General features: G+C 70.4%; 21 protein-coding genes. 10 read left to right on the top strand and 11 right to left on the bottom strand.

Annotation, left to right across the window (positions count from 1 at the left end):
• Positions 1 to 26 precede the first annotated feature (26 nt).
• The 4 genes from IEY87_RS16170 to IEY87_RS16155 are packed head-to-tail and all read left to right on the top strand — an operon-like array spanning position 27 to position 5,600.
• Positions 27 to 947 (top strand): carbohydrate ABC transporter permease, encoded by a 921-nt coding sequence (locus IEY87_RS16170; protein ID WP_189139493.1) that lies wholly within the window; start codon positions 27 to 29, stop codon positions 945 to 947.
• A complete protein-coding gene (locus IEY87_RS16165) occupies positions 944 to 1,801 on the top strand; it encodes a carbohydrate ABC transporter permease (protein WP_225277077.1) in 858 nt (285 codons plus the stop codon). The genes IEY87_RS16170 and IEY87_RS16165 overlap by 4 nt, the downstream gene beginning before the upstream one ends.
• A 31-nt stretch (positions 1,802 to 1,832) precedes the next feature.
• Positions 1,833 to 4,169 (top strand): alpha-xylosidase, encoded by a 2,337-nt coding sequence (yicI, locus tag IEY87_RS16160; RefSeq protein WP_189139492.1) that lies wholly within the window; start codon positions 1,833 to 1,835, stop codon positions 4,167 to 4,169.
• A gap of 12 nt (positions 4,170 to 4,181) precedes the next feature.
• The gene (locus tag IEY87_RS16155; protein ID WP_189139491.1) at positions 4,182 to 5,600 is read left to right on the top strand and encodes a GH1 family beta-glucosidase; all 1,419 of its coding nucleotides are present in this window, start codon (positions 4,182 to 4,184) and stop codon (positions 5,598 to 5,600) included.
• Positions 5,601 to 5,667: 67 nt separating this feature from the next.
• Here the strand turns inward: IEY87_RS16155 and IEY87_RS16150 are convergent, their stop codons facing one another.
• Positions 5,668 to 9,528: a tetratricopeptide repeat protein gene (locus tag IEY87_RS16150; RefSeq protein WP_189139490.1), complete on the bottom strand. Its 3,861-nt coding sequence runs from the start codon at positions 9,526 to 9,528 to the stop codon at positions 5,668 to 5,670.
• Positions 9,529 to 9,659: 131 nt separating this feature from the next.
• On the opposite strand from IEY87_RS16150, the gene IEY87_RS16145 reads away from it, so the two are divergent.
• The gene (locus tag IEY87_RS16145) at positions 9,660 to 10,205 is read left to right on the top strand and encodes a hypothetical protein (RefSeq protein WP_189139489.1); all 546 of its coding nucleotides are present in this window, start codon (positions 9,660 to 9,662) and stop codon (positions 10,203 to 10,205) included.
• A 466-nt stretch (positions 10,206 to 10,671) separates the two neighbouring features.
• Here the strand turns inward: IEY87_RS16145 and IEY87_RS16140 are convergent, their stop codons facing one another.
• Complete coding sequence (locus tag IEY87_RS16140) at positions 10,672 to 12,246, bottom strand: helix-turn-helix transcriptional regulator (protein ID WP_225277078.1); 1,575 nt, start codon at positions 12,244 to 12,246, stop codon at positions 10,672 to 10,674.
• Between IEY87_RS16140 and IEY87_RS16135 the strand changes: the two genes are divergently transcribed.
• The gene (locus tag IEY87_RS16135) at positions 12,245 to 12,760 is read left to right on the top strand and encodes an ATP-binding protein (protein ID WP_189139487.1); all 516 of its coding nucleotides are present in this window, start codon (positions 12,245 to 12,247) and stop codon (positions 12,758 to 12,760) included. The genes IEY87_RS16140 and IEY87_RS16135 overlap by 2 nt on opposite strands.
• Here IEY87_RS16135 and IEY87_RS16130 read toward each other — a convergent pair.
• Positions 12,757 to 13,260: a DinB family protein gene (locus IEY87_RS16130; protein ID WP_189139486.1), complete on the bottom strand. Its 504-nt coding sequence runs from the start codon at positions 13,258 to 13,260 to the stop codon at positions 12,757 to 12,759. The two genes, IEY87_RS16135 and IEY87_RS16130, sit on opposite strands and share 4 nt — an antisense overlap.
• A 41-nt stretch (positions 13,261 to 13,301) precedes the next feature.
• Here IEY87_RS16130 and IEY87_RS16125 point away from each other — a divergent pair, with 41 nt between their 5' ends.
• Both IEY87_RS16125 and IEY87_RS16120 read left to right on the top strand, forming a co-directional pair.
• Positions 13,302 to 13,682: a hypothetical protein gene (locus IEY87_RS16125; RefSeq protein ID WP_189139485.1), complete on the top strand. Its 381-nt coding sequence runs from the start codon at positions 13,302 to 13,304 to the stop codon at positions 13,680 to 13,682.
• A gap of 79 nt (positions 13,683 to 13,761) precedes the next feature.
• The gene (locus IEY87_RS16120) at positions 13,762 to 14,433 is read left to right on the top strand and encodes a DUF6766 family protein (RefSeq protein ID WP_189139484.1); all 672 of its coding nucleotides are present in this window, start codon (positions 13,762 to 13,764) and stop codon (positions 14,431 to 14,433) included.
• On the opposite strand, the gene IEY87_RS16115 is transcribed toward IEY87_RS16120, so the two are convergent.
• The gene (locus IEY87_RS16115) at positions 14,358 to 15,203 is read right to left on the bottom strand and encodes a 1-aminocyclopropane-1-carboxylate deaminase/D-cysteine desulfhydrase (RefSeq protein ID WP_189139483.1); all 846 of its coding nucleotides are present in this window, start codon (positions 15,201 to 15,203) and stop codon (positions 14,358 to 14,360) included. The genes IEY87_RS16120 and IEY87_RS16115 overlap by 76 nt on opposite strands.
• A 73-nt stretch (positions 15,204 to 15,276) precedes the next feature.
• Here IEY87_RS16115 and galK point away from each other — a divergent pair, with 73 nt between their 5' ends.
• Entirely contained in the window at positions 15,277 to 16,392 is a 1,116-nt protein-coding gene (galK, locus tag IEY87_RS16110) for a galactokinase (protein WP_189139482.1), read from the top strand.
• A 97-nt stretch (positions 16,393 to 16,489) separates the two neighbouring features.
• On the opposite strand, the gene IEY87_RS16105 is transcribed toward galK, so the two are convergent.
• Positions 16,490 to 17,263 carry an enoyl-CoA hydratase-related protein gene (locus tag IEY87_RS16105; protein ID WP_189139481.1) on the bottom strand — a complete coding sequence of 258 codons (774 nt, stop codon included), beginning with the start codon at positions 17,261 to 17,263 and terminating at the stop codon, positions 16,490 to 16,492.
• An 81-nt stretch (positions 17,264 to 17,344) separates the two neighbouring features.
• A complete protein-coding gene (locus tag IEY87_RS16100) occupies positions 17,345 to 18,478 on the bottom strand; it encodes a nitric oxide synthase oxygenase (RefSeq protein ID WP_225277079.1) in 1,134 nt (377 codons plus the stop codon).
• Between the two features lie 303 nt (positions 18,479 to 18,781).
• On the opposite strand from IEY87_RS16100, the gene IEY87_RS16095 reads away from it, so the two are divergent.
• A complete protein-coding gene (locus IEY87_RS16095) occupies positions 18,782 to 19,276 on the top strand; it encodes a hypothetical protein (protein ID WP_189139479.1) in 495 nt (164 codons plus the stop codon).
• Between the two features lie 42 nt (positions 19,277 to 19,318).
• Here the strand turns inward: IEY87_RS16095 and IEY87_RS16090 are convergent, their stop codons facing one another.
• The 5 genes from IEY87_RS16090 to IEY87_RS16070 form a co-directional block, all read right to left on the bottom strand.
• Positions 19,319 to 20,236, bottom strand: a complete 918-nt coding sequence (locus IEY87_RS16090; RefSeq protein WP_189139478.1) for a LysR family transcriptional regulator — start codon at positions 20,234 to 20,236, stop codon at positions 19,319 to 19,321.
• A gap of 176 nt (positions 20,237 to 20,412) precedes the next feature.
• Positions 20,413 to 21,951, bottom strand: a complete 1,539-nt coding sequence (locus tag IEY87_RS16085) for an AMP-binding protein (protein ID WP_189139477.1) — start codon at positions 21,949 to 21,951, stop codon at positions 20,413 to 20,415.
• A gap of 48 nt (positions 21,952 to 21,999) precedes the next feature.
• Positions 22,000 to 22,533: a cupin domain-containing protein gene (locus tag IEY87_RS16080; RefSeq protein ID WP_189139476.1), complete on the bottom strand. Its 534-nt coding sequence runs from the start codon at positions 22,531 to 22,533 to the stop codon at positions 22,000 to 22,002.
• A gap of 26 nt (positions 22,534 to 22,559) precedes the next feature.
• Entirely contained in the window at positions 22,560 to 23,498 is a 939-nt protein-coding gene (locus tag IEY87_RS16075; RefSeq protein ID WP_189139475.1) for a fumarylacetoacetate hydrolase family protein, read from the bottom strand.
• A 46-nt stretch (positions 23,499 to 23,544) separates the two neighbouring features.
• A complete protein-coding gene (locus IEY87_RS16070; protein ID WP_189139474.1) occupies positions 23,545 to 24,921 on the bottom strand; it encodes an MFS transporter in 1,377 nt (458 codons plus the stop codon).
• Positions 24,922 to 24,956: the final 35 nt, after the last annotated feature.

Here is a 24,956-nt window from a genome sequence, read left to right as displayed (position 1 = left end):
TTCCAGCTCGCAGAACGGATATGACCATGACTGTCAACAAGGCCGCCCCCGGGCGGCGCGGTACGGCCTCGGCGCCCTACCTCATGACGGCGCCCGCCGTGGCGCTGTTCGTCGTCTTCATCCTGGTGCCGATCGGGTACGCGATCTGGCTCAGCCTGCACGCCATGCGGGTGCGCGGCGCCGGGTTCGGCATCCGTACCGAAGTGTTCATCGGCCTGGAGAACTACCTCGACGCGTTCCGGGACTCGGCGCTGGTGGAGGCGCTGGGGAACATGCTGGTCTACGGCCTGATCATGGTGCCCGCCACCATGGGCCTGGCGCTGCTGTTCGCCCTGCTGCTGGACGCGCCGCGGGTCGGCGGCAAGCGCTACTCGCGGATCACCATCTTCCTGCCGTACGCGGTCCCGGGGGTCATCGCGAGCCTGCTGTGGGGGTTCATCTACCTGCCCGCGGTCAGCCCGATCAGCGCCGCCCTGGAGGCGGTCGGGCTGCCCGCCGCCGACTTCTTCGGTGACACGTCGATCTTCTTCTCGATCGCCAACATCGCGGTCTGGGGGTCGGTCGGCTTTAACATGGTGGTGCTCTACACCACCCTGCGGGCCATCCCCAAGGAGTTGTACGAGGCCGCGCGGCTGGACGGGTGCACCGAGTGGCAGATCGCGCTCCAGATCAAGATCCCGCTGCTGCGCCCGGCCCTCGTCATGACCTCGGTCTTCACCCTGATCGGCATGCTGCAAGTGTTCAGCGAGCCGGCCACGCTGCGGCCGATGACCAACGCCATCACGCAGGACTGGGTGCCCCTGATGCGGGTCTACCAGCAGGCGTTCGTGGAGAACGACGTCTACCTCGGCGCCGCCACCTCGGTCCTGCTGGCGGCCGCGACCGTGCTGCTGTCGCTCGGCGCGATCGGCGTCTTCCGGATCCGGACCAACAGGAGCGAGCGATGAGCGTCCCGCGAGACCGCGGCACCCGCATGAAGATCGTGCCCACGATCGTGCTGGCGCTGGGCGGGCTCTATGCCGTCCTGCCGCTGCTCTGGGTGGTATTCGCGGCCACGAAGAGCTCCGAGGAGCTGTTCACCACCTTCTCCGGGTGGCCGAGCTTCAACGGCGGCTTCACCGGCAACCTCAGCGCGCTCAACGACTACGGCGACGGCCGGTTCTGGCTGTGGATGCTCAACAGCCTCATCTACGCGGGCGGCGGCGCCTTCCTGACCGTCGTGGTCTCCACCGCGGCCGGGTACGCGCTGGCGAAGTACCGCTTCACCGGACAGCGGCTGATCTTCGGGGCGCTGCTGGCCGGCGTGCTGGTGCCGCAGATCACGCTGGCCATCCCGCAGTATCTGATGCTGTCGGAGATGGGCCTGGTGGGCACCTACTGGTCGGTCATCCTGCCCAGCATCATCAGCCCGTACAGCATCTACCTGTGCCGGATCTACGCCGGCGCCGCCGTGCCGGACGACATCCTGGAGGCCGGGCGGATCGACGGGGCCGGCGAGTTCAGGCTGCTGTGGTCGGTGGCCGCGCCCGTCATGACGCCGGGCCTGGTCACCGTGTTCCTGCTGCAGTTCATCGCCATCTGGAACAACTTCCTGCTGCCGTACATCATGCTCGCCGACGACAGCCTGTTCCCGCTCACCGTGGGGCTCTACTCCCTGCTCAACCGGGGCGCCTCGCAGCCCGCCCTCTACACCCTGGTGATCACCGGCTCGCTGCTGTCGATCATCCCGATCATCGCGCTGTTCCTCTTCCTGCAGCGCTTCTGGCGGCTGGACCTGGTCGCGGGCAGCGTCAAGGGCTGACCCGCACTCCCCTCATCAGAGAACGGACGACATGAAGTTCAAAGACGGCTACTGGCGGATGCGCCCCGGCACGCGGGGCGCGTACGCCAACGCGGCCTTCGACGTGACCGCGGCCGCCGACTCCCTGCGCATCCTGGCGCCGACCAGGCCGATCACCCGTCGTGGCAACACCATCGACGGGCCCGTGCTGCGCGTGGACGTCTCCTCGCCGATGGCCGAGGTGATCCGGGTCCGCGCGGTGCACCTCGCCGGGTCGGTGCCCGCCGCGCCCGCGTTCGAGGTACGGGAGGAGCACCCGGCGGTCCAGGTCGGCCTGGACGCCGAGACGGCCACGCTGACCAGCGGCTCGCTGCGGGTCAGCGTGCGCAGGGACGCGCCCTGGGAGATGACCTTCAGCGCCGGCGGGCGGGAGCTGACGCGCAGCGGCGAGAAGTGCCTGGGCGTCATGACCGACCCCGCCGACCGGCACTTCATGATGGAGCAGCTCCACCTGAGCGCCGGGGAGCTGGTGTACGGCCTCGGCGAGCGGTTCGGCGCGCTGGTGCGCAACGGCCAGGCGATCGACATCTGGAACGACGACGGCGGCACCAGCAGCGAGATGGCGTACAAGAACGTCCCGTTCTACCTGACCAACCGCGGCTACGGCGTGTTCGTCAACCACCCGGGCCGGGTGTCGTTCGAGGTGGGCTCGGAGACGGTGTCGCGGGTGCAGTTCAGCGCCGAGGGGCACGACCTGGAGTATCTGATCATCCACGGCCCGACGCCGGCCGAGATCCTGCGCCGCTACACGGCGCTGACCGGCCGCCCGGCCCTGCCGCCCGCCTGGTCGTTCGGGCTGTGGCTGTCCACGTCCTTCACCACCGACTACGACGAGGCGACCGTGACCTCGTTCGTGGACGGCATGGCCGAGCGGGACCTGCCGCTGAGCGTGTTCCACTTCGACTGCTTCTGGATGCGCCAGTTCCGCTGGTGCGACTTCGAGTGGGACCCCGAGGTGTTCCCCGACCCCGAGGGCATGCTCAAGCGGCTCAAGGATCGCGGGCTGAAGATCTGCCTGTGGATCAATCCGTACATCGGGCAGGCGTCCGCGCTGTTCGAGGAGGGCATGGCGGCCGGTCACCTGCTGCGCCGCCCGGACGGGACCGTCTGGCAGGACGATCACTGGCAGGCGGGCCGGGCGCTGGTGGACTTCACCTCGCCGGCCGCCCGTGAGTGGTACGCGGGCAAGCTGCGCGGGCTGCTGGACATGGGCGTGGACTCGTTCAAGACCGACTTCGGCGAGCGGGTGCCCACCGACGTGGTCTACGCCGACGGCGCCGACCCCGAGCGGATGCACAACTACTACAGCCTGCTCTACAACGAGACCGTGCACGAGGTGCTGACCGAGCGCCGCGGGCCCGGCGAGGCGGTGCTGTTCGCCCGCTCGGCCACCGTCGGCGGGCAGCGGCTGCCGGTGCACTGGGGCGGTGATTGCGAGTCGACCTTCGAGGCGATGGCGGAGAGCCTGCGCGGCGGGCTGTCCCTCGGCATGGCCGGCTTCGGGTTCTGGAGCCACGACATCGGCGGCTTCGAGGGGCGGCCCGATCCGGCGGTCTTCAAGCGCTGGGTCGCCTTCGGCCTGCTGTCGTCGCACAGCCGGCTGCACGGCAGCCAGTCCTACCGGGTGCCGTGGCTGTTCGACGAGGAGTCGGTCGACGTGCTGCGCTCCTTCACCCGGCTCAAGGCCCGCCTGATGCCCTACCTGTACGGCGCGGCGGTACGGGCGAGCCAGGAGGGCATGCCGGTGATGCGGGCGATGCAGCTCGAATTCCCCGGCGACCGCGGCTGCGAGTACCTCGACGCCCAGTACATGCTCGGCCCCGACCTGCTGGTGGCGCCCGTGCTGTCGGCCGGAGGCGAGGTGTCGTACTACGTCCCGGCCGGCGTCTGGACCCGGCTGCTGGACGGCGGCGGCGGCGATACCGTGACCGGGCCCGGCTGGCACACCGAGCGGCACGGCTTCGACAGCCTGCCGCTGCTGGTGCGGCCGGGCGCGGTGCTGGCGACCGGCGCCCACTGCGACCGGCCCGACTACGATTACGCCGACGGCGTCACCCTGACGGCGTACCGCCTGGCCGACGGCGATCGGCGGACGGTGACCGTACCGGACACCAGCGGCGACGCGGCGGCCGTGTTCGAGGTCTCCCGCGTGGGAGACCGCGTCCACGCCCGCCGGACCGACGGTGTCCCCGCCCGCTGGAACCTGTCGCTGGCGGGCGTCGCCGAAGCCGCCGGCGCCACCGGCGGCACCCTCGAGACCACCCCCGCCGGTATACGAGTCGCCGCGAACGGCGACACTGAGCACATCGAGATCGTCCTGAAGTCATAGGAGTGACTCCCCATGCCCGCTTTCCCCGAAAACTTCCTGTGGGGCACCGCCACCGCCGCCTACCAGGTCGAAGGCGCCGCCTTCGAGGACGGTCGCGGACCGTCGATCTGGGACACCTTCTCGCACACCCCCGGCCTGGTGACCAACGGCGACACCGGTGACGTCGCCTGCGACCACTACCACCGGCTGGAGGAGGACCTGGACATCCTCGCCGGCCTGGGCGTGGGCGCCTATCGCTTCTCCATCTCCTGGCCTCGGGTGCTGCCGGGCGCCGGTGACCGGATCAACCAGCCGGGCCTGGACTTCTACAACCGGCTCGTCGACGGGCTGCGCGCCCGCGACATCGCCCCGGTGGCGACCCTCTACCACTGGGACCTGCCCCAGGAGCTGGAGGACGCCGGCGGCTGGCCCAACCGCGACACCGCGCTGCGCTTCGGCGACTACGCCCGGCGTATGGGCGAGGAGCTCGGCGACCGGGTGCACACCTGGATCACTTTGAACGAGCCGTGGTGCTCGGCCTACCTGGGCTACGCCTCCGGCGTGCACGCCCCGGCCCGCACCGACGCCGCGGCCGCGCTCGCCGCCGTGCACCACCTCAACCTGGGCCACGGCCTGGCCGCCAGGGCGCTGCGCGAGGTGATCGACCCGGCCGCGAAGATCTCCGTCACCCTCAACCTGCACCACGTCCGGGGCGAGTCCGACAAGGACGCCGAGGCCGTGCGCCGCACCGACGCGCTGGCCAACCGGGCCTTCCTCGGCCCGATGCTCGACGGCGCCTACCCGCGCGACCTCATCGACGACACCGCCTCCGTCACCGACTGGTCCTTCGTCCAGGACGGCGACGAGGCGACCGCAGCCGCGCCGCTGGACCTGCTCGGCGTCAACTACTACAACCCCGTCCAGGTCCGCCTGTGGGACGGCACGAGCGAGCGCGACCAGGCCGACGGCCACGCCAACGGCGCCGCCTCACCGTGGATCGCCTGCGACGACATCGACTTCGTCCGCCAGCCCGGCCCGTACACCGAGATGGGCTGGAACATCGACGAGACCGGCCTGACGGAGCTGCTGCTGCGGCTGCACCGCGACTACCCCGACCTGCCCCTGATGATCACCGAGAACGGCGCGGCCTTCCCCGACGTCGTCTCCGACGACGGCCACATCCACGACGAGCAGCGCGTGGACTACCTGCACCGGCACCTGACGGCCGTCACCGAGGCCATCGAGGGCGGCGCGGACGTCCGGGGCTACTTCCTGTGGTCGCTGATGGACAACTTCGAGTGGGCGCACGGCTACGCCAAGCGCTTCGGCATCGTGCGCGTCGACCATGACACGCAGGTGCGCACCTGGAAGGACAGCGCGCACTGGTACCGCGACGTGGTCGCGGCCAACGCGCTGCCCGCCTCCGACCCGGTCACCACCGCCGCGTCCTGACCCACGACGGCGGATCGGGCCCGCGCCCGATCCGCCTCAGGTGAGCGGTTCGACCATTCACTGTGCATCACAGCTTGGTCAGGAGGGCCTCCGCCTCGGCGGCGTACAGGTCGTCGCCGGTCGCGACCGCCTGCTCCAGCAGGCGGCGCGCGGCCGGGAGGTCGCCGTGCTCGTAGCGGATCTCCCCCAGCCGGCAGGCGGCCTCGGCGACGAGCTCCGGCCGGCCCGTCAGATTGAGCGTCAGCTCGTAGAAGCGCAGCGCCCCGTCCCGGTCGCCCAGCCAGTAGCACAGCTCGCCGAGGTGCGCCGCCGCCATGGCCGACTCCGGATCGCCCGCGTCGATGACCCGCTGGTACCAGCCGAGCGCCTCGGGGAAGTCGCGCTCGCCCTTGGCCAGCGCGCCCAGGTGCATGGCCGCCACTGCCGCGACGTGCCCCTCGGCCGCCGTCACCGCCTTGAGGTACCAGACGCGGGCGCGCAGCCCGTCCTCCTCGTGGAAGGTGTTGCCGAGCCCCACCATCGCCCTGGCCGCCAGGTCGGCGTCGCCCGCCTCCAGCACCTGCTCGTACACCTGCCGGGCCTCCTCCACCTGGCCGTCGCCGGCCAGCGCCTGCGCCAGCACGGTGAGCGCGGTCGGCTCGCCGCCCGCGGCCGCCGCGCGCAGGGTGCGCAGCGACGCCTCCGTGTCGCCCCGCTCCTCCTGCAGCAGGCCGAACAGGCTGCCGAACACGCCGTCGTCACCCGCCCGCTGCTCGGCCACACTGTAGAACGCCGCCGTCTCGCCCTGCTCGTCCAGCAACTCCAGCAGCCTGCCGGCCGCGACGAACCGCACGTCGGGGTCCTCGTGCTCGTTCAGCCGCTCGTACACCGCCCTGGCCTCGCCGGTCTCCCCCAGCTCGGCCAGCCGCCCGGCGACCTCCAGCTCGATGTACGGATCCGCGCCGGCGAGCCCGAAGTAGAGGGGTACGGCGGCCGGGTCGGTGCAGAGCCCGCCGAGCCGGCGAGCCGGTTCGGCGGCGTCGGCGCCCAGGTGGGACAGGATCCGCACGGCGAGTGCGTGCTCGCCGCCTTCGCAGGCGTGCTCGGCGAGGATCACCAGGTTGGCGGCGGCCGTCCCCGCCTCCTCGGACTCCGGCCGCGCCCGCACCGCCGCCGCGAACGCCTCCGCCGCCCCCAGTGGGTCACCGTCCTCGTGCAGCCAGCAGCCCAGGTCGAGGGCCGACCGGGCGGCGGCGTCCGGATCGTCCTCGGCCATCACCAGCCTCGCCTGCTCGGCCGCGGCCGCGGCGTCCCCCGTATCGCGCAGCGCCTGCGCCAGGTCGCCGCGGATGGACGGCACGGCGTCGGCGTAACCGGCCGCGAGCGCCTCACGGAACCTCAGCACCGCGCCGTCCAGGTCGCCGGCGGCCCGGCACGCCTCCCCCCACGACCAGTGCCCCATGGCCACGGTCTCCGGGTCGCCGCTGCCGACGGCCTGCCCGGCCCAGCCGGGGACGGCTTCGTGCGCCTCGTGCCGTACCAGGTGGACGAGCAGGTGGCGCAGGCTCTCCACATCCCCCGCCGCCACCCCGGACTCCAGCGCCCGCCGCGCCGCCGCCACGTCGCCGCGCTCCTCCAGCACCTCGGCGAGGTCCACGGCGGCGGCCGGCATCGCGGCTTCCAGCGCCTCCACCGCCCCCTCCAGGTCGCCCCGCAGCCTGCGCGCCACCCCGATCCCGCGCCAGGCCGACTCCGCGCTCTCCGCCTCACGCGTGGCGGGCAGCAGACACAGCTCGGCCCTGGAGTGCTCGCCCTCATCGACGAGCCGCTCGCCCAGCCCGATCCGCGCCTGCCCCGCCGTCCCGTGCTCGGGATCGTCGCCGGGCAGCAGGTCGAACGCCGCCCGCGCCTCCTCCACCTCGTCGAGCCGGACCCGGGTGAGGCCGAGGAGCCAGTCGCCGCCCGCGGTGTCCCCCTCGGCGACGAGCCGCTCGTACAGCCGCCCGATCGCCAGCAGGTCACCCTGCCGCTCCAGCACCCGCACCAGGCCGGCCACCGCCGCCCTGCGCAACCCTTCATGCTCGGTGGCGAGCACCTCACCGTAAGCGGCCCGCGCCTCGCCGTCGGTGGCTTGCGCCTCGCCGTCGGTGGCTTGCGCCTCGGTGGGGTCGCCGCCGCCGACCAGCTCCGCCAGCTCGTACGCCACCCACGGCGCGAGCACCGGGTGGCCGTCGGCGCGCGCCCGGCGCAGCAGCCCGATCGCCTCGTCGCGCCGGCCGTGGCCGAGAAGGAGCTCCTTGTACGACACCGCCGTGTAGGACAGGGCCAGCGGGTCGCCGGAGTCGGCGGCCGACTCGAAGAGCCGGGCCGCCTCCGCCAGGTCGTACCCGGCCGCCGCCAGCAACTGGGCGAGGACGGCGGCGCCCGTGGCCGGGTCGTGGTCCATCGCGGCGCGGTGGCGGATCAGCCCCTCCTGCCGGCCCAGCCGCTGGTGATCGACGATCGCCCGCAGCACCGGATGCCCCTCGGAGGTGCGCAGCAGGTGCAGGAGGAAGGCGGCGGTGAAGCCCTGAGCCACGTCGTCGCCCTGCGCGACGTAGGAGAGCAGCTCGTCGGCCTGCTCCCGATCCCCCTCGCCGATCTCCAGCTCGGCCAGCGCCACCGTGGCCCTGATCGACTGGGCGTGCGCGCCGGAGTCGACGGCCCGGCGCAGTAACCGCCTGGCCTCCGCCACCTCCCCGGCCCGCAGGCGCGCCAGCCCGCTGTCGGCGTCCTGAAGCGCCTGCTCCTCCACGGGGTCGGCCGGCGGCTGCCGGCGCGCGTCCTGGTCGAGCAGCAGCGCCGCCTTGTACGCGGTGTCGGGGTCGGGGTGCGCGGCCGCCGCCCTGACCAGCTCCATCGCGGGCTCGTACGACGAGGGGTGCTGGTCCAGCAGCAGCGCCAGGAGGGTGACGCAGGGCGACGACCACGGCGACTCCCCCGCCTCCAGTACGGCGCGCAACGCGGTCAGGGCCTGGGCCGCCTCGCCCGCCTCGGTGTGCAACTGGGCCAGGCAGGCGTGCGCCTCGACGGCGTACTCGCGCTGACCGCTGGCGATCACCCGGTGGAAGATCGCCCTGGTCGTCTCCTCGTCGCCGAGCTGGGCGTGCACCTTGGCCTGCTCCAGGAGCGCGGGCAGGCGCAGCTCGGGCCGCGGGTCCTCGGCCGCCCTGGCGTAGGCGTCGGCCGCCTCGGCGTACTCGCCCAGGTTCACCAGCACGGCGCCGAGCAGCTTGTACGCCATGGCCAGGTGGTCGGGGTGCCCCACGGCGACCGCGTGCTCGCACACCTGGCGGGCCGCCTCGTAGTCCTCCTCCTCGGCGTACAACCGGTAGAGCTGGAACGCCGACTGCGACACCACCTCGGGGTCGCCGCAGGTGAGCAGCCGCTGGTAGTCCTCCTCGTCCTCGGCCACCTCGTACAGTTCGGCCGCCGTGGCGGCGGTGAGGAAGGCGAAGTCCGGCAGCTCCAGCTGGGCGGCCAGCTCGGCGACGGCGGGGCTGTCACAGCGGCGCGCCCGCCTCAGCGCCGCCTCGGCGCCCGCCGCGTCGCCCAGCTCCGTACAGACCAGCACCATCGCCGTGTCGGCCAGCGCCGCCACCTCGAAGTCCGCACCGTCGGCCGCGATGCTCAGCACCCGGTGCGCCGCGGGCCATTCGCAGGCGCTGACCAGCATCAACGCCATCGCGATGGCCGAACGCTGCGCGAACACCGGGTCGTCGGACTGGATCACCGACCGGTGCGCGGCCTCGGCCCCGTCCAGGTCGCCCATGTCCTGCAGCAGACAGGCCAGCAGGTGTGACGCCTCGGGGTCCCCGGTGGCCGCGATCTCCCGGAACAGCGCGGCGGCCCCGTCGAGATCTCCCGCTTCCCAACTCAGCATGGCCGGCCCGAGCCGCTCTGACGACATGTGCCACTCCTCGTATAGCTCTGAAGTGAAAAAACTACACATATGGATACTTCGATCACAGAGCAATCCGGATACTGCTTGATCGCGGGTCCCCCCGCGCGTCGGGCGGGCCGCGCCGTAGCGTAGACCTCATGGCCAAAGCGTTCTGGATCGACCAGGAGTTCGACAGGGACCGTGACGGGCGCTTCTCCGTACACGTACGCAAGAATCTCGACGAGTTCGAGTGGGGCGACATCGCGCCCGTCAGGTTCGCCTGCGCGGCGTGGCGGCTCGCCACGCCGCCGTCGCTGTCACCCGGCTATGTGCGCTGGGACCGGCGGGTCCTGGAGGCCACCTGCGTCCGCAACACCTGGGACGGCACGCTGAACGCGCGCATCCGGGTCGCCTCCCCGCTGCCCGCGCCGCTCACCGACTCCCGGACGTGGTGGCGGGACCGCGGCTGGCTCGGCTGGCAGGAGGTCTTCGGCCAGTACGTCGAGCCCACCCAGCAGGACCTGGCCCGAAACCCGTTCGTACGAGCTAGCCTCCTCATCGACGTCCCAGTGCCCCTCGGCGACCTCCCCCCGGAGCCGGAAGGCCCCCACGACCAGGTGGAGCAGAGCGCCGGAAGAGCGGTCACAGTCCTGGTACGCGAGCTGAACGACCTGGTCACCCCCGTCCTCGACCAACTCGGCTAGGACACCTCTTTCCGGCGGTCACAGCGGTCCGGCCGGATGAACGTCGATCCCGAACGCGCCCTGGGAAAGACAGGACGTCATGACAGAGCTGATCTCCGGCCTGGCCCGCCTACGTCAGTGAGCCGAGCACAATCCGCTGCCCGACGACGAATCGGGCGGCATCGACGACCTCACCGAAGAAATGAAACATTTTTCCGAACACCGTGCGGAGGCGACTCGCCTCCTCTTGGAGTCATAGCACCCGACCTATCGAGGTTGTATCGCAGGCTTGCCACCAGCGGAAACGGTGGGTCCGGCAGCGTGTTGTAACCGAAGAAGAGAGCCCTTACCCGTCCTGCGCGTCGGACAGGAAGGAGGTAAACGCACCATGCGCCACCTGCCCCAATCCCCCGCTCCCGTGGCCGGGAAGGTCATTGGCCGGTTGGATCATCGACTTGCATGTCGATTACACAGCGTTAAAGTTGATTCAAGAGGCCAACTGCCGGTCGAGGTAGGCGCGGAACTCCCGCACCTGAACGGTGCTCTCGTACGGCTTCAGCCGCTTGTCGAACTGCCGGATGCTCTCGACGAGCCTTGGCGAGGACATCCGCCCGGCAACGGGAACGGCCGTGCGGACCGTGTCGACGGCCTGCTCCACCTCTCCCTTGCCCAGGTAGGCATTGGCGGCGGCGAGCCGGTTGAGCTGGGCCGATCGGGGACGGCGTACGTCGAACTCGCGAACGGCTTGTTCGGCGTAACCAGCCGCGCGGTCATGCTTGCCCAGCAGGCGCCAGGGGGAACCCATCTCCGCATACATCTGAGGTTCATCGTGTCCCACGAGCCATGCGGGGTCTCGATCATTCGGGCCTTGACCGTAAGCACGCTCGGCCTCGCCCAAGAGCCGCTCGACCTGCTTAGCGGCATGCCCATCTCCAGTTCTGGCGGGCTGCGTCTGCGCGGCGGTCGCCCGTGCCTCCCTGGTCAGCATGAGTGCCATGACGCGCGGTGACGCCTGAGCCCGGCGCGCGCTGTCAACGGCCGCCCGGCTCAGCAAGACCGCATACGTGGAGCGGTTCAGGTGAAGTGCCTGATGGGACATGGTGGTCAGGACACGGGCTCCAGCCAAGGGATCGTCAGCCGTCTTCGCCAGCTTCAACGCCTGGCCGTAGTAGTGCTGCGCCTGCCCGTGATGGCCTATGTCGAAGGCCGTCCACCCCGCAAGGAGCGTCATCTGGACCGCTGCCACCAGCAGCTCCGACCCGACCTTGTCGTCATAAGTGCCGCGCAGCAGCGGAGCGACCTGGGTGTTCAGATAGTCCACCACCGCCGGACGGACGACCCCGCCACCGTACTGATGATCGATCGTGTGGAAGGTCTGGAGCATCTCATTGATGCGCTGCACGTCCGAGAGCCCCACCGCCTGCCCAGATCCCTGAGACGCGGCCGTCTCGGCAGGAGCGCCATAGCTCCATGACGACAGCCAGCCGTCCAGAGCGGCGGGGACGAAGGGCAGTGCGCCCAGCAGGTGACGTCGTTCGAGGTCCAATTCGCCCCTCCACAGCTTCGCGGCGGCCTTCACGGTAGCCGCGATGGACATGTCGCTGAAGTCCGGCAACGGCCACACCTCGGTGCCGACCGGGTCCGAACAATGCAGCCACCGCTCCACCTCGGCCCCGCCCACGCCGAACACCTGAGCGATCCGCGCCCGATACACCGGCCGCACATCCTGCGCACCCCGCTCCCACCGGCTCAACGTCGTCGGCGTCACCAGCAACGCCTCGGCGGCGTCCTCCTGGCTCATCCCCAGCCGCTTACGCGCCCGTACCAACTCAGGCCGCCCCACAACCCCACCACCCAACGCTGAGTGACCGCAAGAACACCCATTGTCGATGATCGAGCCCCGACCAGGCCCACCACAAGCCAGAACGACCAGAAGACGACCAGCGACCCGGCCGACCCGGCACGACCGGACGAACGCCGACGCGAAGGTCTGCCACCGCCCACCCCGGCCACCGTTTCCTTCTCCTACGGCCACACCGACGAAACGGAGCCCGATCCCCATGACCTTTACCGACAACGTGCACGCGCTCATCCCCCGGCAACGCGCCCAGAGCCCGATCAAACCCGAACACGTCGACGCGATGATCGCCCTGTACCCCGGCGGCCTCCGCTGGCGGCGCACCTTCCCCGGCACCCCCGACCAGATCCCCCACGCCCGGTACTTCGCCCGCTACCTCCTGGCCGACTCCCCCCACCGGGACGACGCCGAGCTCATCGTCGCCGAGCTCGCCACCAACGCCCTCCAGCACAGCAGCAGCGGAGGCCCGCACGGCACCTTCGTCGTCGAGATCACCCGCGCCATCGCCACCATCACCCTGGCCGTCTACGACTGCGGCTGGGGTCCCATCCCGCGCTTCGCCAGACGCTGCCGTACGAACGCGGAGCGCGGGCGGGGCCTGGCCATCGTCGCCGCCATCGCCGACCAGACCGGCCACGAGGGCAACGACACCACCGGCCACAAGGTCTGGGCGCGTATCCACACCCAGACCACGCTCAAGGGCGAAGACGGCGGCTAGGCGCCTGTGGTGCCGTCGATCAGTTCGCGCAAGATGTCCAGGTGGCCGTTGTGGCGGGCGGTCTCCTCGGTCATGTGGCCGATCACCCAGCGCAGGGTGAGGTGGCCGCCCTTGCTGTCCTTGCCCTTCGACAGGGTGTCCAGGTCAATTCCGGCGATGCGCTCCCGGACCCGCTCGCACTGCGCCTCGTACTCCACCAGGAGGCGTCCCAGCGGCATCGTCAGCGCGACCTTGAACTCGGCGTCGGGGTCCTCGTCGGTCCACGGCCCCCGGTCCTCGTCCCCCAGGAACATCACCTCGAACCACCAGTGCTCGTTCCAGCGCAGGTGGTTGACGATGCCGGCCACCGTCATCAGCGGCGAGGTGGCCAGCGGCGCCCGTCGAGCGTCCTCGCTGCTCAGCCCCTCGCATTTGGCGAGCACCGTCGCGCGGACGTAGTCGTGGAATGTGGCCAGTGTGGTGCGCTCGTCCCAGGAGGTCGGCGTGTCGGTCCTCTTCACCGCACCAGCATGCCCGATCACCGAATGGGTAGCAGAATCGCATGCGGCTCTCTTTCGCTGTCGCGCTCGCCACCGTCCTGGTCGCCGGCTGCTCGGTCGACACGGCGGGCCCGGTGCGCGCCGCGGAGCGGTTCCACGCCGCCCTCGCCGCCCAGCGGCCGGACGCCGCCTGCGCCCTGCTCGCGAAGCGGACCGCCGACAAGCTGCCCCATCCCGGCCAGAACTGCGCCGAAGCGCTGCGTGACCTCGACCTGGGCGCCGGCGGCGGCCTCACCGAGGTGCGCGTCTGGGGCGACGAGGCCCAGGTGCGGCTCGCGGGCGACACCCTGTTCCTGCATCACTACCGCGACGGCTGGCGGGTCAAGGCCGCCGGTTGCCGGCCGGTGCGCGATCTGCCCTACGACTGTGAGGTGGAGAGCTGATGCGGGTGATGTTCGCGCTGACCGTGCTCGTGATCGTGTCCGGCCTGGTCTTCGTCTTCGTGATCGGACTTTCGCGGCTATGAGCCGGATCAAGGACAACGCGCTCTCGTTGACCTTCCTGGTGCTGTTCCTGCTGTCCTTGGCCGGTCAGGCGCTGGCGGGGATGCTGCACTACAACGAGCAACAGCTTGTCGAGGGCGGCGAAGCGGTCTCCTTTCTCACGTACGTGACCTCGTCCTCCTTCGCCGTGGACGTGGCGGAGAACTGGCAGTCGGAGTATCTGCAGTTCCTGCTGTTCATCATGCTCACCATCTGGATGGTGCAGCGAGGCTCGCCGGAGTCGAAGGAGCCTGGCAGGGAAGGGGCCGAGTCCGACGAGGAGCAGCGGATCGGCCCTTACGCCGAGGCCGACTCGCCCGCGTGGGCCAGGGTGAAGGGCTGGCGGCTCAGGCTATACAGCAACTCGCTGGGGCTGGCCATGGGGACCGTCTTCCTGCTGTCGTGGCTGGCGCAGTCGGTCGCGGGGCAGGCGGCGTACAATTCCGAGCGGCTCGCCGACCTGCGCGACCCTATCGGCTGGAGTGCGTACGTCACTTCGCCGGAATTCTGGGACAGAAGCCTGCAGAACTGGCAGTCGGAGCTGCTGGCGGTGCTGTCGATGGTGGTGCTCTCCATCTATCTGCGCCAGCGCGGCTCGCCCGAGTCCAAGCCGGTGGGGGCGCCGCACTCGGCGACGGACGTCAGCGGCTGACCGGTGACGACGGCGACGATCCGGGTGCCGCCGGGGAAGGCGCCCTGCCGTACGAGGTCGAGAATGCCGTACAGCATCTTCGCCACATACACCCCCTCCACCTGATATTTCGCGATAAATCGCTTCAAAGCGGGTGTTGTGCGGGCGTAGCCGCCGAAGTGGTAGTCGAGGTTGATCGACCAGTTCGACCAGACCCGCCCGTACGCCTCCCGCTGCAGCCTGGCCACCTCCCCCGTCAGGAACCCGGCCCCCTTCAGCACCGCGAACCCGAGCGCCCGCCTCCCCTCGGGCAGCCCCGCCGCGATCCCGGCCAGCGTCCCCCCGGTGCCCACCGGACAGCAGATCACGTCGTAGTCCCCGCCGAGCTCCCCCGGCAGCTCGGCGCACCCGCGCACGGCCGCCGCGTTGCTCCCGCCCTCGGGCAGGATCGTCACCTCCCCCCACCGCTCCCGCAGCCGCGCCTGCGTCTCGGCTGTGTGCTTGAGCCGGTACGCCGCCCGATCCAGATAGTCGAGCCGCATCCCGCAGGCCACGGCGTGGGCCAGCGACGGGTTCAGCGGCAGGTGCTCCTCGCCGCGGATCACCCCGATGGTCTCGAACCCGTGCCGCAGGCCCGCCGCCGCCACGGCCCTGATGTGGCCGGAGTAGGCGCCGCCGAAGGTGAGGATCCGGGCGGGGCCGAGGTTGTAGCGGAGTTTGCGCGCCTTGTTGTCGTCATGCACCAGGAAGACCCGTACAGAGCCGAGCGCGGGATCCAGCAGCTCCTCCACAGTCCTCCTCGTGCCGTCGCACCGCCTGTTGGCGCTAGTCTACGGTCGGGCCCTTGTTGAGGAGTGTTGGGTTATGCGCGTTGTTGAAGCTTTTCGTGCCGCGTTCGGCGCCGACCCCGAGACCGTCTGGCGCGCTCCCGGCCGGGTGAACCTGATCGGCGAGCACACCGACTACAACGACGGCTTCGTGCTGCCGTTCGCGGTCCCGTGGGGTGTCACGGCCGCCGTCAGCCCGCGCCCGGACCAGACGATCCGCCTGCTGTCCCTCCAGGGCTCCACCACCGAGCCCATCACCCTGGCCACCCGCGAGGAGGCCACGGGCTGGACCCGCTACGCGGTCGGCGTGCTGGCCATGCTCGGCGACCGGGTGCGCGGGGCCGACATCGCCCTCGACGGCGACGTGCCGCAGGGCGCCGGCCTCAGCTCCAGCGCCGCCCTGGAGGTGTCCGTCGCCTCGGCGCTCAACGAGCTGCACGACCTCGGCCTGACCCCCATGGAGATCGCGCTGCTCAGCCAGCGCGCCGAGAACGGCTTCGTCGGCGTGCCCTCCGGCATCATGGACCAGGCCGCCTCGGCGCTGTGCGAGGAGGGCCACGCGCTGTTCCTCGACTGCCGCACTCTGGGCTCCCGCTCCATCCCGCTCGACCTGGCCGCGCACGATCTGCGCATCCTCATCATCGACACGCAGGTGCACCACGAGCACGCCGGCGGCGAGTACGCCAAGCGCCGGGCGGAGTGCGAGTCGGCGGCCCGCAAGCTGGGCGTCGACGCGCTGCGCGACGTCACCGACCTGGCGGGCGCGCTGGAGCGGCTGCAGGGCGACGAGCGTAAGCGGGTCATGCACGTGGTGACGGAGAGCCACCGGGTGGAGGCCCTGGTCGGGCTGCTGCGCGCGGGCGCCACGCGCGAGATCGGCGCACTGCTGAACGCCTCGCACCTGTCGCTGCGCGACCAGTACGAGGTGTCCTCGCCGGAGCTGGACGTGGCCGTGGAGGCGGCCGTGCGCGGCGGCGCGCGGGGCGCCCGGATGACGGGCGGCGGCTTCGGCGGGTCCGCGATCGCGCTGGTCGACGAGGACCGGCTGGACAGCGTGCGCGAGTCCGTCGCCGCCGCCTACGCCGAACGCTCCTGGACGCCGCCCCGCTTCCTGGACGCCACCCCGGCCAAGGGCGCCCACCGCCTGGCTTGAGCCTCGCAGGTGAAGGGCGCCTACCGGACTTCACCGGCGAAGGCGCCTACCGGCTCTCTCTGACGACTCAGCGCGCCACCGACCATCCCGGACCGGCTCACAGCGGCGGGAACTCCGGGGCCCGCCGCTCCAGGAAGCTCGCCACGCCCTCCGCGAAGTCGGGGCGCTGGAAGGAGGCGAGCATCTCCTGGGTGGCGGCCTTGGCCGACTCCTCCAGGGTCGTCGTCCAGTCGGACCAGACCTGGCGCTTGATGATGGACATCGACGCCGGCGAGCTGTACTGGGCCAGCTCCCTGGCGTAGGACCGGGCGGCCTCCAGAAGTTCACCGGCCGGCACGGCCCAGTTGGCGAGGGACAGCTCCACGGCCTCCTTCCCGGTGCAGGTCCGGCCCGACAGCAGCAGGTCCATGGCCTTCTGCTGACCCATGACGCGCGGCAGGACCCACGACAGGCCGTACTCCGCGATGAGCCCGCGCCGGGCGAAAGCGGTGGTCCACTTCGCCTCTTCGGAGGTGAAGACGAGGTCGCAGACCAGGGCGTGCACCATCCCGAGCCCGGCGCACGCGCCGTTGACGGCGGCGATGATCGGCTTGCCGATCGTGGTGGGGAAGGTGGCGGGCCGGGGGTCCGGCGGCTCGGCGTAGGTCCCCGCCTGGATCGAGGTCAGCGCCTCGAAGTCCGCGCCGGCGCAGAAGCCCTTGCCCGCCCCGGTCACCACGACGGCCCGCACCTCAGGGTTCCGCTCCGCCTCGGTCAGAAGGTCGAAGTATCTGCGCCCCATGGCGTCGGTCCAGGCGTTGAGCCGGTCCGGGCGGTTGAAGGTGAGAGTCAGCACGCCTCGGTCGAGCGAGGAGAGTACGAGTTCGGCCATGGGGCAACAGAACCATGTTCTAGGAGGGGCACGCAAGCTCAGTGGCCCGCTGGGGGGTGAGAGGAGGACGGGCACGCAAGCTCAGTGACCCGGCACGAAGTTGGGGGTGAGGGTGGGGTTGTCGTAGGAGCGGTGGAAGACGGGGGTCGCGCCGCCCGAGATGGGCGGGACGATCCACGACCACTCCGCCGGGCAGGTACGGCCCGCCTTCTCCTCGCGCTCCAGATGGGTCAGGAACCGGCCGGACTCCGTGTGGTGGTCCGTCATCGTCACCCCCGCCGCCTCGAACGAGTGCAGCACCGCCACGTTCAGCTCCACCAGCGCGTGGTCACGCCAGAGCGAGCGCTCGGTGGAGGTGTCCAGGCCGAGCCGCTCGGCGACCACGGGAAGCTGGTTGTACCGGTCGCTGTCCGCGAGGTTGCGCGCACCGATCTCGGCCCCCATGTACCAGCCGTTGAACGGCGCGCACGGATAGCAGACGCCGCCGATCTCCAGGCACATGCCGGAGATCGCGGGCACCGCGTGCCAGCGCAGCCCGAGATCGGCGAACCACGGATACACCGGGTGCACGATCGGCACCTCCAGCACCGCGTCGCCGGGCAGATTGCACAGCAGCGGCCCACCCAGGCCGGGATCGATGATCAGCGGCAACACGTCGAACCGCCCCAGCCCGCCCCGCCACCCCAACTCCCGGGCCAGGGCGGTCAGCTCGGCCTGACGAGGGTCGCCGATGACCGAACCACCCCTGGTCCGATGCCCGGCATAGCGGATGAGCTGCTCGTTCAGCACCCGCGGCGCCCGCCGACCGGGCACGTCGGGCGGAAAGACAGTGATCGTCGGCCTGATCTTGCCGTCACCGGTGGCCTCCCGCAGATGCGCGACGCACTCCAGAGCCACCCCCTCCGCACCGGCGACGTCCCGCCGATCGCGCACCCGCAGCGACTTCCAGTAGAGGCGGCCGATGCAGCGATTGCTGTTACGCCAGGCCACCCGGGCGCCGAACTGCAACTCCTCGAAGGTGTGCACGTAGGTTCCGTGGCGGGCGATGTCCCTGCCCACGTCACGCAGGCGCGCGTGCATCCCGCCCTCGGACGGATGCTCGCCGTGGAAGAGCCTGATGAAGCGCTCCGCCTCACGAAGGTCGGTCGTACGCTCGATGACGCCAGGCAGGGCCAGGGCATCGAAGGGACGCAGGGATCTGATCCAGGTAGGCACGCAGTAACCAGCACTTTTCGCTTCACGGAGCACCCCGCCGATTCCGGGTCGGCGACGCCTCCTGCCGGCAGCGCCCTCTCCACGCCACCTCGTCAGCTTGTCCGCGGCTTGCCGCGCCGGCCATGGGGCTGACCGACGCGGCGGCTCCATCCTCACCCCTCGAAGCCCCGCTTGTCCGGCGAAACACCAAAGTATGTGACCTTGCGACTACATGGAGTGAAATCCACGCCAGGCGGCAAGCTGCCCATGCCCAGGGGATGCCATGAACGATCTTGTCGGTGGAGATGTCTACGCTTCCCACCCATGCGCGACGACAAAACTTGCACCGTACGCCTGGAATTCGATGTACAGGACTGCGCCACCGCACATCTGGCAGATCAGGAATGGGATCAATATCCAGAAGAACCAGTGCTGTCTGTCGGGAACATCCAGGTTGCGAAGAACTACGTTTCCCTGTGGACCACGCACCAGTGGGGGCCGACGAACTTCACGGTGACGATCGCCGACCGGGACCCAGGAGCCGATCTGACCGGCTACGAGGAAATCGCCGAAATCAGCTACACGTCCGCGTCAGGCCAGGTGGCGCTCGTCGGGTTCAACTACAGCAATCTCCCGATGAGCCCCCTTCCTCCCCTCCCCGCCGGCCCTGGAACCTACCGCGTCCGCTATCACGTCAAGGGAATGGACACAGAGGGCACGGACGACGCCACAGATGACCATTACCTCCAGATCTGGCCATCGCCTCTCGAGGAGCCCGCCGTCATCAAGGCCACACCTGAAGCTCTTAATACCGGCTGAACCGAAGAAGTACGGGCTTCACCGATCCACCGGCGGGTGCGCTCACCGATCGGGCCCGGTCGATGTACGGAGTTCGGCGAGCTCGCCGAGTCGGAGCCGGGCCATCTCGATGACGGCGCGCACGGCGGGCGAGGGCTGACGTCCCGCGCGGGTCACCGCCACGAGCCGCCGCTCCAGCACAGGCGCGAACGCCACCGCGGTGAGGATACCCGCGTCCAGGTCGTTCCGGACGAATGTGTACGGCAGGACGGAGCAGTACTCACCCCGCGCCACGAGATCCCTGACCATGTGGATGGAGTCGGTTCGAGAACCGATGTCATCCGAGGCCTGCCCCAGCTCCACGCTCGCGCGCAGGAGATCGCGGAAGCCCGGGGTCAGGACCAGCCGAAGGGACTGCAGCACACTCGGGGTGGCGTGGTCTCCGATGCCGGAGAGCGTGCCCTGCTTCGCGACGAGCAGCATCTCGTCGAGACCGACTTCGGTGAAGGACAGATGCGGGTTCGCGTGACCCGGCTGATGAGTGAAGATGCCGAGGTCCAAGCGCCCTTCCTCGACCCATTCCGTGAGGAACATCGGCAAGCCCTCGACGATCTCGACGCGGGCCTGCGGATGCTCCTCGGCGAACCTCCCCTGCAGGTAGCCCGCCAGCCCGGAGACAAGCGACGGCGACAGGCCGAGCCGCACGGTTCCCACCAGCGACGCGGCCGCCTCCCGAACCGCCGACCTGATGTCGTCCACGTAGGTGAGGAGAGTCTGGGCCATCTCATCCAGGCGGGCGCCCGCGAACGTCGGACGGACGCCATCGGGAAGCCGCACGAGTAGCTCGACGCCCAGCTCACGCTCGAGCGCCTGGATCTGCTTGCTGAGAGCGGGCTGGCCGATGTGCAGCTTGCGGGCCGCGCGGCTGAAACTTCCCTCGCGGACGATCGTCGAGAAGTGCTGGATCTGCCGGATGTCCATCGCATCACTCCGTACCCGACCGATCGGCCGCGCCGACGTTCCCGGCAGGAGCGTCGCACGACCGCACCTCAGACCGTAACAGACGTATTCCCTCAGGGAATGCCGCTGGGCCCGGCAGGCCCGGGACGCGATGGAACGACCGACGGTTCGGGCGAGTCAGTGGCGCGACACGGCGCTCACCTGCGCCGCAGCAGGAAACGCTGGATCTTGCCGCTCGGCGTCTTCGGCAGCGCCTCGACGAAGTGGACGACACGAGGGTAGGCGTGCCGCGAGTACGTGTCCCGGACGAGGGCCTGGAGTTCCCTGGCCAGCGCGTCGCGCGTTTCCGGCGAGGCGCTCGTGACGACGAACGCCTCGACGACCTCCCCGCGGATGCCCTCCGGGTCTGGCCCGCCGACCACGGCGACGTCGGTGACCGCGGGGTGGGTGATCAACACGCTCTCGACGTCGAAGGGACCGATGCGGTATCCCGAGGCAAGGATGACGTCGTCGTCGCGGGCACTGAAGAAGAAGTACCCGTCCTCGTCCACGCGGCCGGTGTCGCCGGTCAGGTACCACCGTCCGGCCCCGGTGAAGCGATCGGCCGTGCTCTCCGGCGCGTCCTGGTAGCCGCCGAACCAGAACAGCGGACTCGCGGACGCGTCGACGGCGATCTGACCCTCGACGATCCCGGCGACGACGCCGGGCAGGGGATGTCCCATCGAGCCCGCCCGGATCGGCCGCACGACGTCGTCATGCCAGTGGTTGCCGATCGCCATGCCCAACTCGGTCTGGCCGTAGTGATCCCCGATCGGGATCCCGAACGTCGTCTCACCCCACCCCGCCACGTCCGGGGTGAGCGGCTCACCGGCCGACGAGGCCCGCCGCAGCGGGATCCGCCCGGCCGTCGCCGCCTTCATCATCGCCCGGTACACGGTCGGGGCACCGGCGAAGTCGGTGACGCCGAACCGCCGCATCACCGCTGCCGTCGATTCCGGGGTGAACGCCCCGCGGAACAACAGGCTGGCCCGCCCGCCTGCCATCGGCGCGACGATGCCGTAGTAGAGCCCGTAGGCCCAGCCCGGATCCGCCGCGTTCCAGTAGACGTCCTCCGCCCGCACGTCGAGCCCGTAGTGCAGGTAGCTGTGGAAGGCGGCGAGCGCCCGCACGGGGACGACGACCCCTTTCGGGCTCCCGGTCGTACCGCTGGTGTAGAGCTGCAGGAAGGCCCCGTCGCCGCCGACGGTCTCGGACGTAATCGACGGGGCGCTGTCGGTGACGAGCCGGTCGAAGTCCGCGCCGGTCTCGAGCACGTCGACACCCTTGAGGGCGTCGAGCTTCCCCCGCTGCCCGGACTCGGTAATGATCAGCCTCGCGCTCGCGCTCTCGACCCGCAGGCGGATCGCGCCGTCCGCGAAGGCCGTGAACAGCGGCACGTACACCGCACCCAGCCGCCAGAGCGCCAGCAGCGTGACGACGAGTTCGGGCCGCTTGGACATCAGGACCGCCACCCGGTCCTCGCGCATCACCCCCCGGTCCGCGAGGGCCGTCGCGAGGCGACGGGACCGGTCGGCGAGTTCACCGTAGGTCATCGCCGACCCGTACAGGTCCTCGTCCACGAACCGGAAGGCGACGGCGTCCGGGTCGTGGCGGTCGCACAGCAGGGTCGCGACGTTCGCTTCGGGCGAGGCGTACTGGCTCAGCCAGCGCTCGACGGTGTCATCGATGTCCGGCATGGACTTCTCCTCCAGTGGGGTGGTGCAGGATGCCAACCGGGCATGGCGTCATTCGGGATCGCCGCCGCCCTGCGGCATGGGCGACACCCGTCCGCCCAACGCTGACAGGTCCTCACCAAGGGTGACGCCCCCGACACGGACGGGCAGCGCGTCGATCAGCACGAACAGCACCCGTACCGGCTCGTCGCCCCGCGCGACCCAGGAGTGCATGGTGCCCCGCTGGATCAGGAAGTCACCCGCGGTCAGCCGTTCGACGACCTCACCGCTGTCGAGGACCATGTCGAGCCGGCCCGAGAGCACCAGGGCGACGTCCTGTGTCTCGGTGCGATGCATGTTCGTGTGCTCGGCCTCCGCCGGGTCGAACTCCGCGACGCGGAAGAGCACGCGAGAGCCCTTGGGACCCGGGGCTCCGTCGTCGAACCGGTCCTCGTCGTTGCTGGCGGGGAGTTGCCCCGTGCACCACACGACCCGCGCCTCGTACCCGGGCAGGCGCGGTGTCGAGCCGACGATCTCGTCCGACCTGACGACAGCCTTCCCGTCCACGGAGTGGCCGGTCACGACCCGTCGGAATGTGAAACCCACCTAGGTGTCCTTCCTGATCGGCATGGTCAGCCGTCGGCTCGCAGCGGGATCACGTCGATCCCCTGCGTCACGGTCTGCCGGGTCTCGCCCAGCCCCACCCCACTGAGGCTCACCACGTCTCCCGCCCGCAGCCAGCGCTTGAAATCCCCCAGCCCGGGGGTGTCGACGTGCTCGAGCAGGCAGCCACCCGGAACTGTGCCGGACCCGATCACCGCCCCGGGCGTGAGGTCGGTCCCCCGCGAGATGTAGGCGAGGAGTTCGCCGAAGGTCCAGTCCATCTGGGCGAGGGTGCCGCGGGTCAGCTCCTCGCCGTTGACCGTCGCGGACAGCTCGAGCATCAGACGTCCGTCGCGGCGGTACGGCTCGAGCTCGTCGACGGTGACCAGCGCCGGCCCCAGCGTGATGGCGCTGTCCTTGCTCTTGGCCATCCCGATGCCCTGGGCCATGTCCACGACCTGGTGGTCGCGCGCGGTCCAGTCGTTGTAGAGAGTGAAGCCGGCGATGTGCTCCTCGGCCCGGTCCGGGTGCAGGTCGCGGCCGCCCCGCCCGATCACGGCGCCCAGCTCGAGCTCGAGGTCGAACATCGTGGAACCCGGCGAGATCGGGACGTCATCGTACGGCCCGACGATCGCGTCCGCGTTGGCGAAGTAGAAGGCCGGGCTCCGCGACCACACCTCGGCCAGTTCGACGTCCCGGCCGAGTGCCCGGTAGCACCCGCGAAGGTGATCGAGGAAGCACAGCCCGTCCCGTACCGACGGCGGACGACGGAGCGGGGCGAGCAGCCGGACCTCGGCCAGCTCGTGGACCTCCGCGGGCGCGCGCCACGCGTCCTCTCCCGCCTCGGTGAGACCGCCGGTCGTCAGCAGCCCCTCCAGGGTCGTGCCCGCGGCGAGCCCTCGGACGGATCCGCCGTCGAGCACGCCGGTGCGGACGCCGTCGCCCGCCTCGTAGGTGACCCACTTCATGGCATCTCTCCTTCGAATCCGAACTCAGCACGCCGGGACCGCCCGCTCATCCGGTCTCCGCCGCGACACCGATGGCCGCGGGGGCATCGGCCTGCGAGAAGCCCTGGGTCGGGCGGGCTCCTCGGCCGAGGTAGATGCGGACCCGCAGGACGACGAAGGCGGCGACGATCGTCAGGCCGCACGCGACCAGCACGACGTACATCGGCGCCCCGTGACCGACGCTCGCCACCAGCCACACCAGGATGAGGTTGAGGAAGCCGCCGAGCACCGCGATGACGATGTTGTACGGCACCGAGTAGCCGGTCTGCCGCACCTCGGTCGGGAAGATCACCGAGACCATGCCCGGGACGGAGGCCGGGATCCCACCAGCCGTCAGCGCCGCGGGCAGGTGGATCCACACGGCGAGTCCGGAATCCGGAGGCAGGGTGGGAAGGACCACCAGCAGCAGCACCGCGGTCGCCGCGGTCGACAGCCCGGCCCAGAGCAGCATCCGGCTCCAGCCGTACCGGTCGGCGACGTAACCCCAGGCGGGCATGGACGCCATCGCACCCGCGATCGAGACCAGGCTGATGACCAGCGACGTCGTCGAGGAGTAGCCGAGGACCGTCTGCAGGTAGGTCGGCCAGTAGTTGAAGTAGGTGACGTTCACCAGCGTCAGGGCGACGGCGAGGAGTCCTGCGTACATGACCGCGCGGCGATGCTTGCTGAGCACCTCACGGACCGGAGCGGCCGGACGCCTGCCGTCCTCCAGGGTCTCGCGCACGAACGCGGGCGTCTCGTCGATCCTGCGCCGCAGGTAGATCGACACGACCCCCAGCAGACCGCCGGCGATGAACGGAAGGCGCCACGCGAGCGAGGGCAGGTCCGGCGTCAGCTGCGTCGCCACGAGGCCGGCCGCGAATGCCGCACCCGCGCCGAGCAGGAATCCGCTGTACGCCGTCATCTGCTGGAACGCGCCCGCCCGCGCGACGCCGTTCGGCCGGGCGTGCTCGGTGACGAAGACCGCGGCCGCGGGGAGTTCCCCACCCACCGCACAGCCTTGGGCGACCCGCAGCAGCAACAGCAGCACCGGCGCGGGCCAGCCGATCTGGTCGTAGGTCGGCAGCAGCCCGATGAGCAGCGTGGAAACAGACATGACGACCACGGTCAGGATGAACAGCCGCTTGCGTCCGACCCGGTCGGCGACCCTGGCGATGAGGATCCCGGCGATCGGCCTGATCAGGAGACCGGTCGAGTAGATGGCGAGGGTCTGGACCAGCCTCATCGTCGGCGACATACCCGCCGGGAAGAAGGCCTGGCCGATCAAGGTCGTCAGATAGAGGTAGACGACGAAGTCGTAGTATTCGAGGGCGGCGCCTAAGGATCCCAGGCGGATGTTCCGCTTGGCCCTCCGTTCGGCCATGGCCGACGATGACTGGCTCATCAGTAAGGCATCCTTTGTGAGCGCGTGGCGATGGG

The organism is Nonomuraea glycinis (assembly GCF_014646515.1).
Lineage (GTDB): Bacteria > Actinomycetota > Actinomycetes > Streptosporangiales > Streptosporangiaceae > Nonomuraea > Nonomuraea glycinis.
Note: the sequence above shows the minus strand (reverse complement) of the source record. Positions and strands in the feature narration are given on the sequence as shown.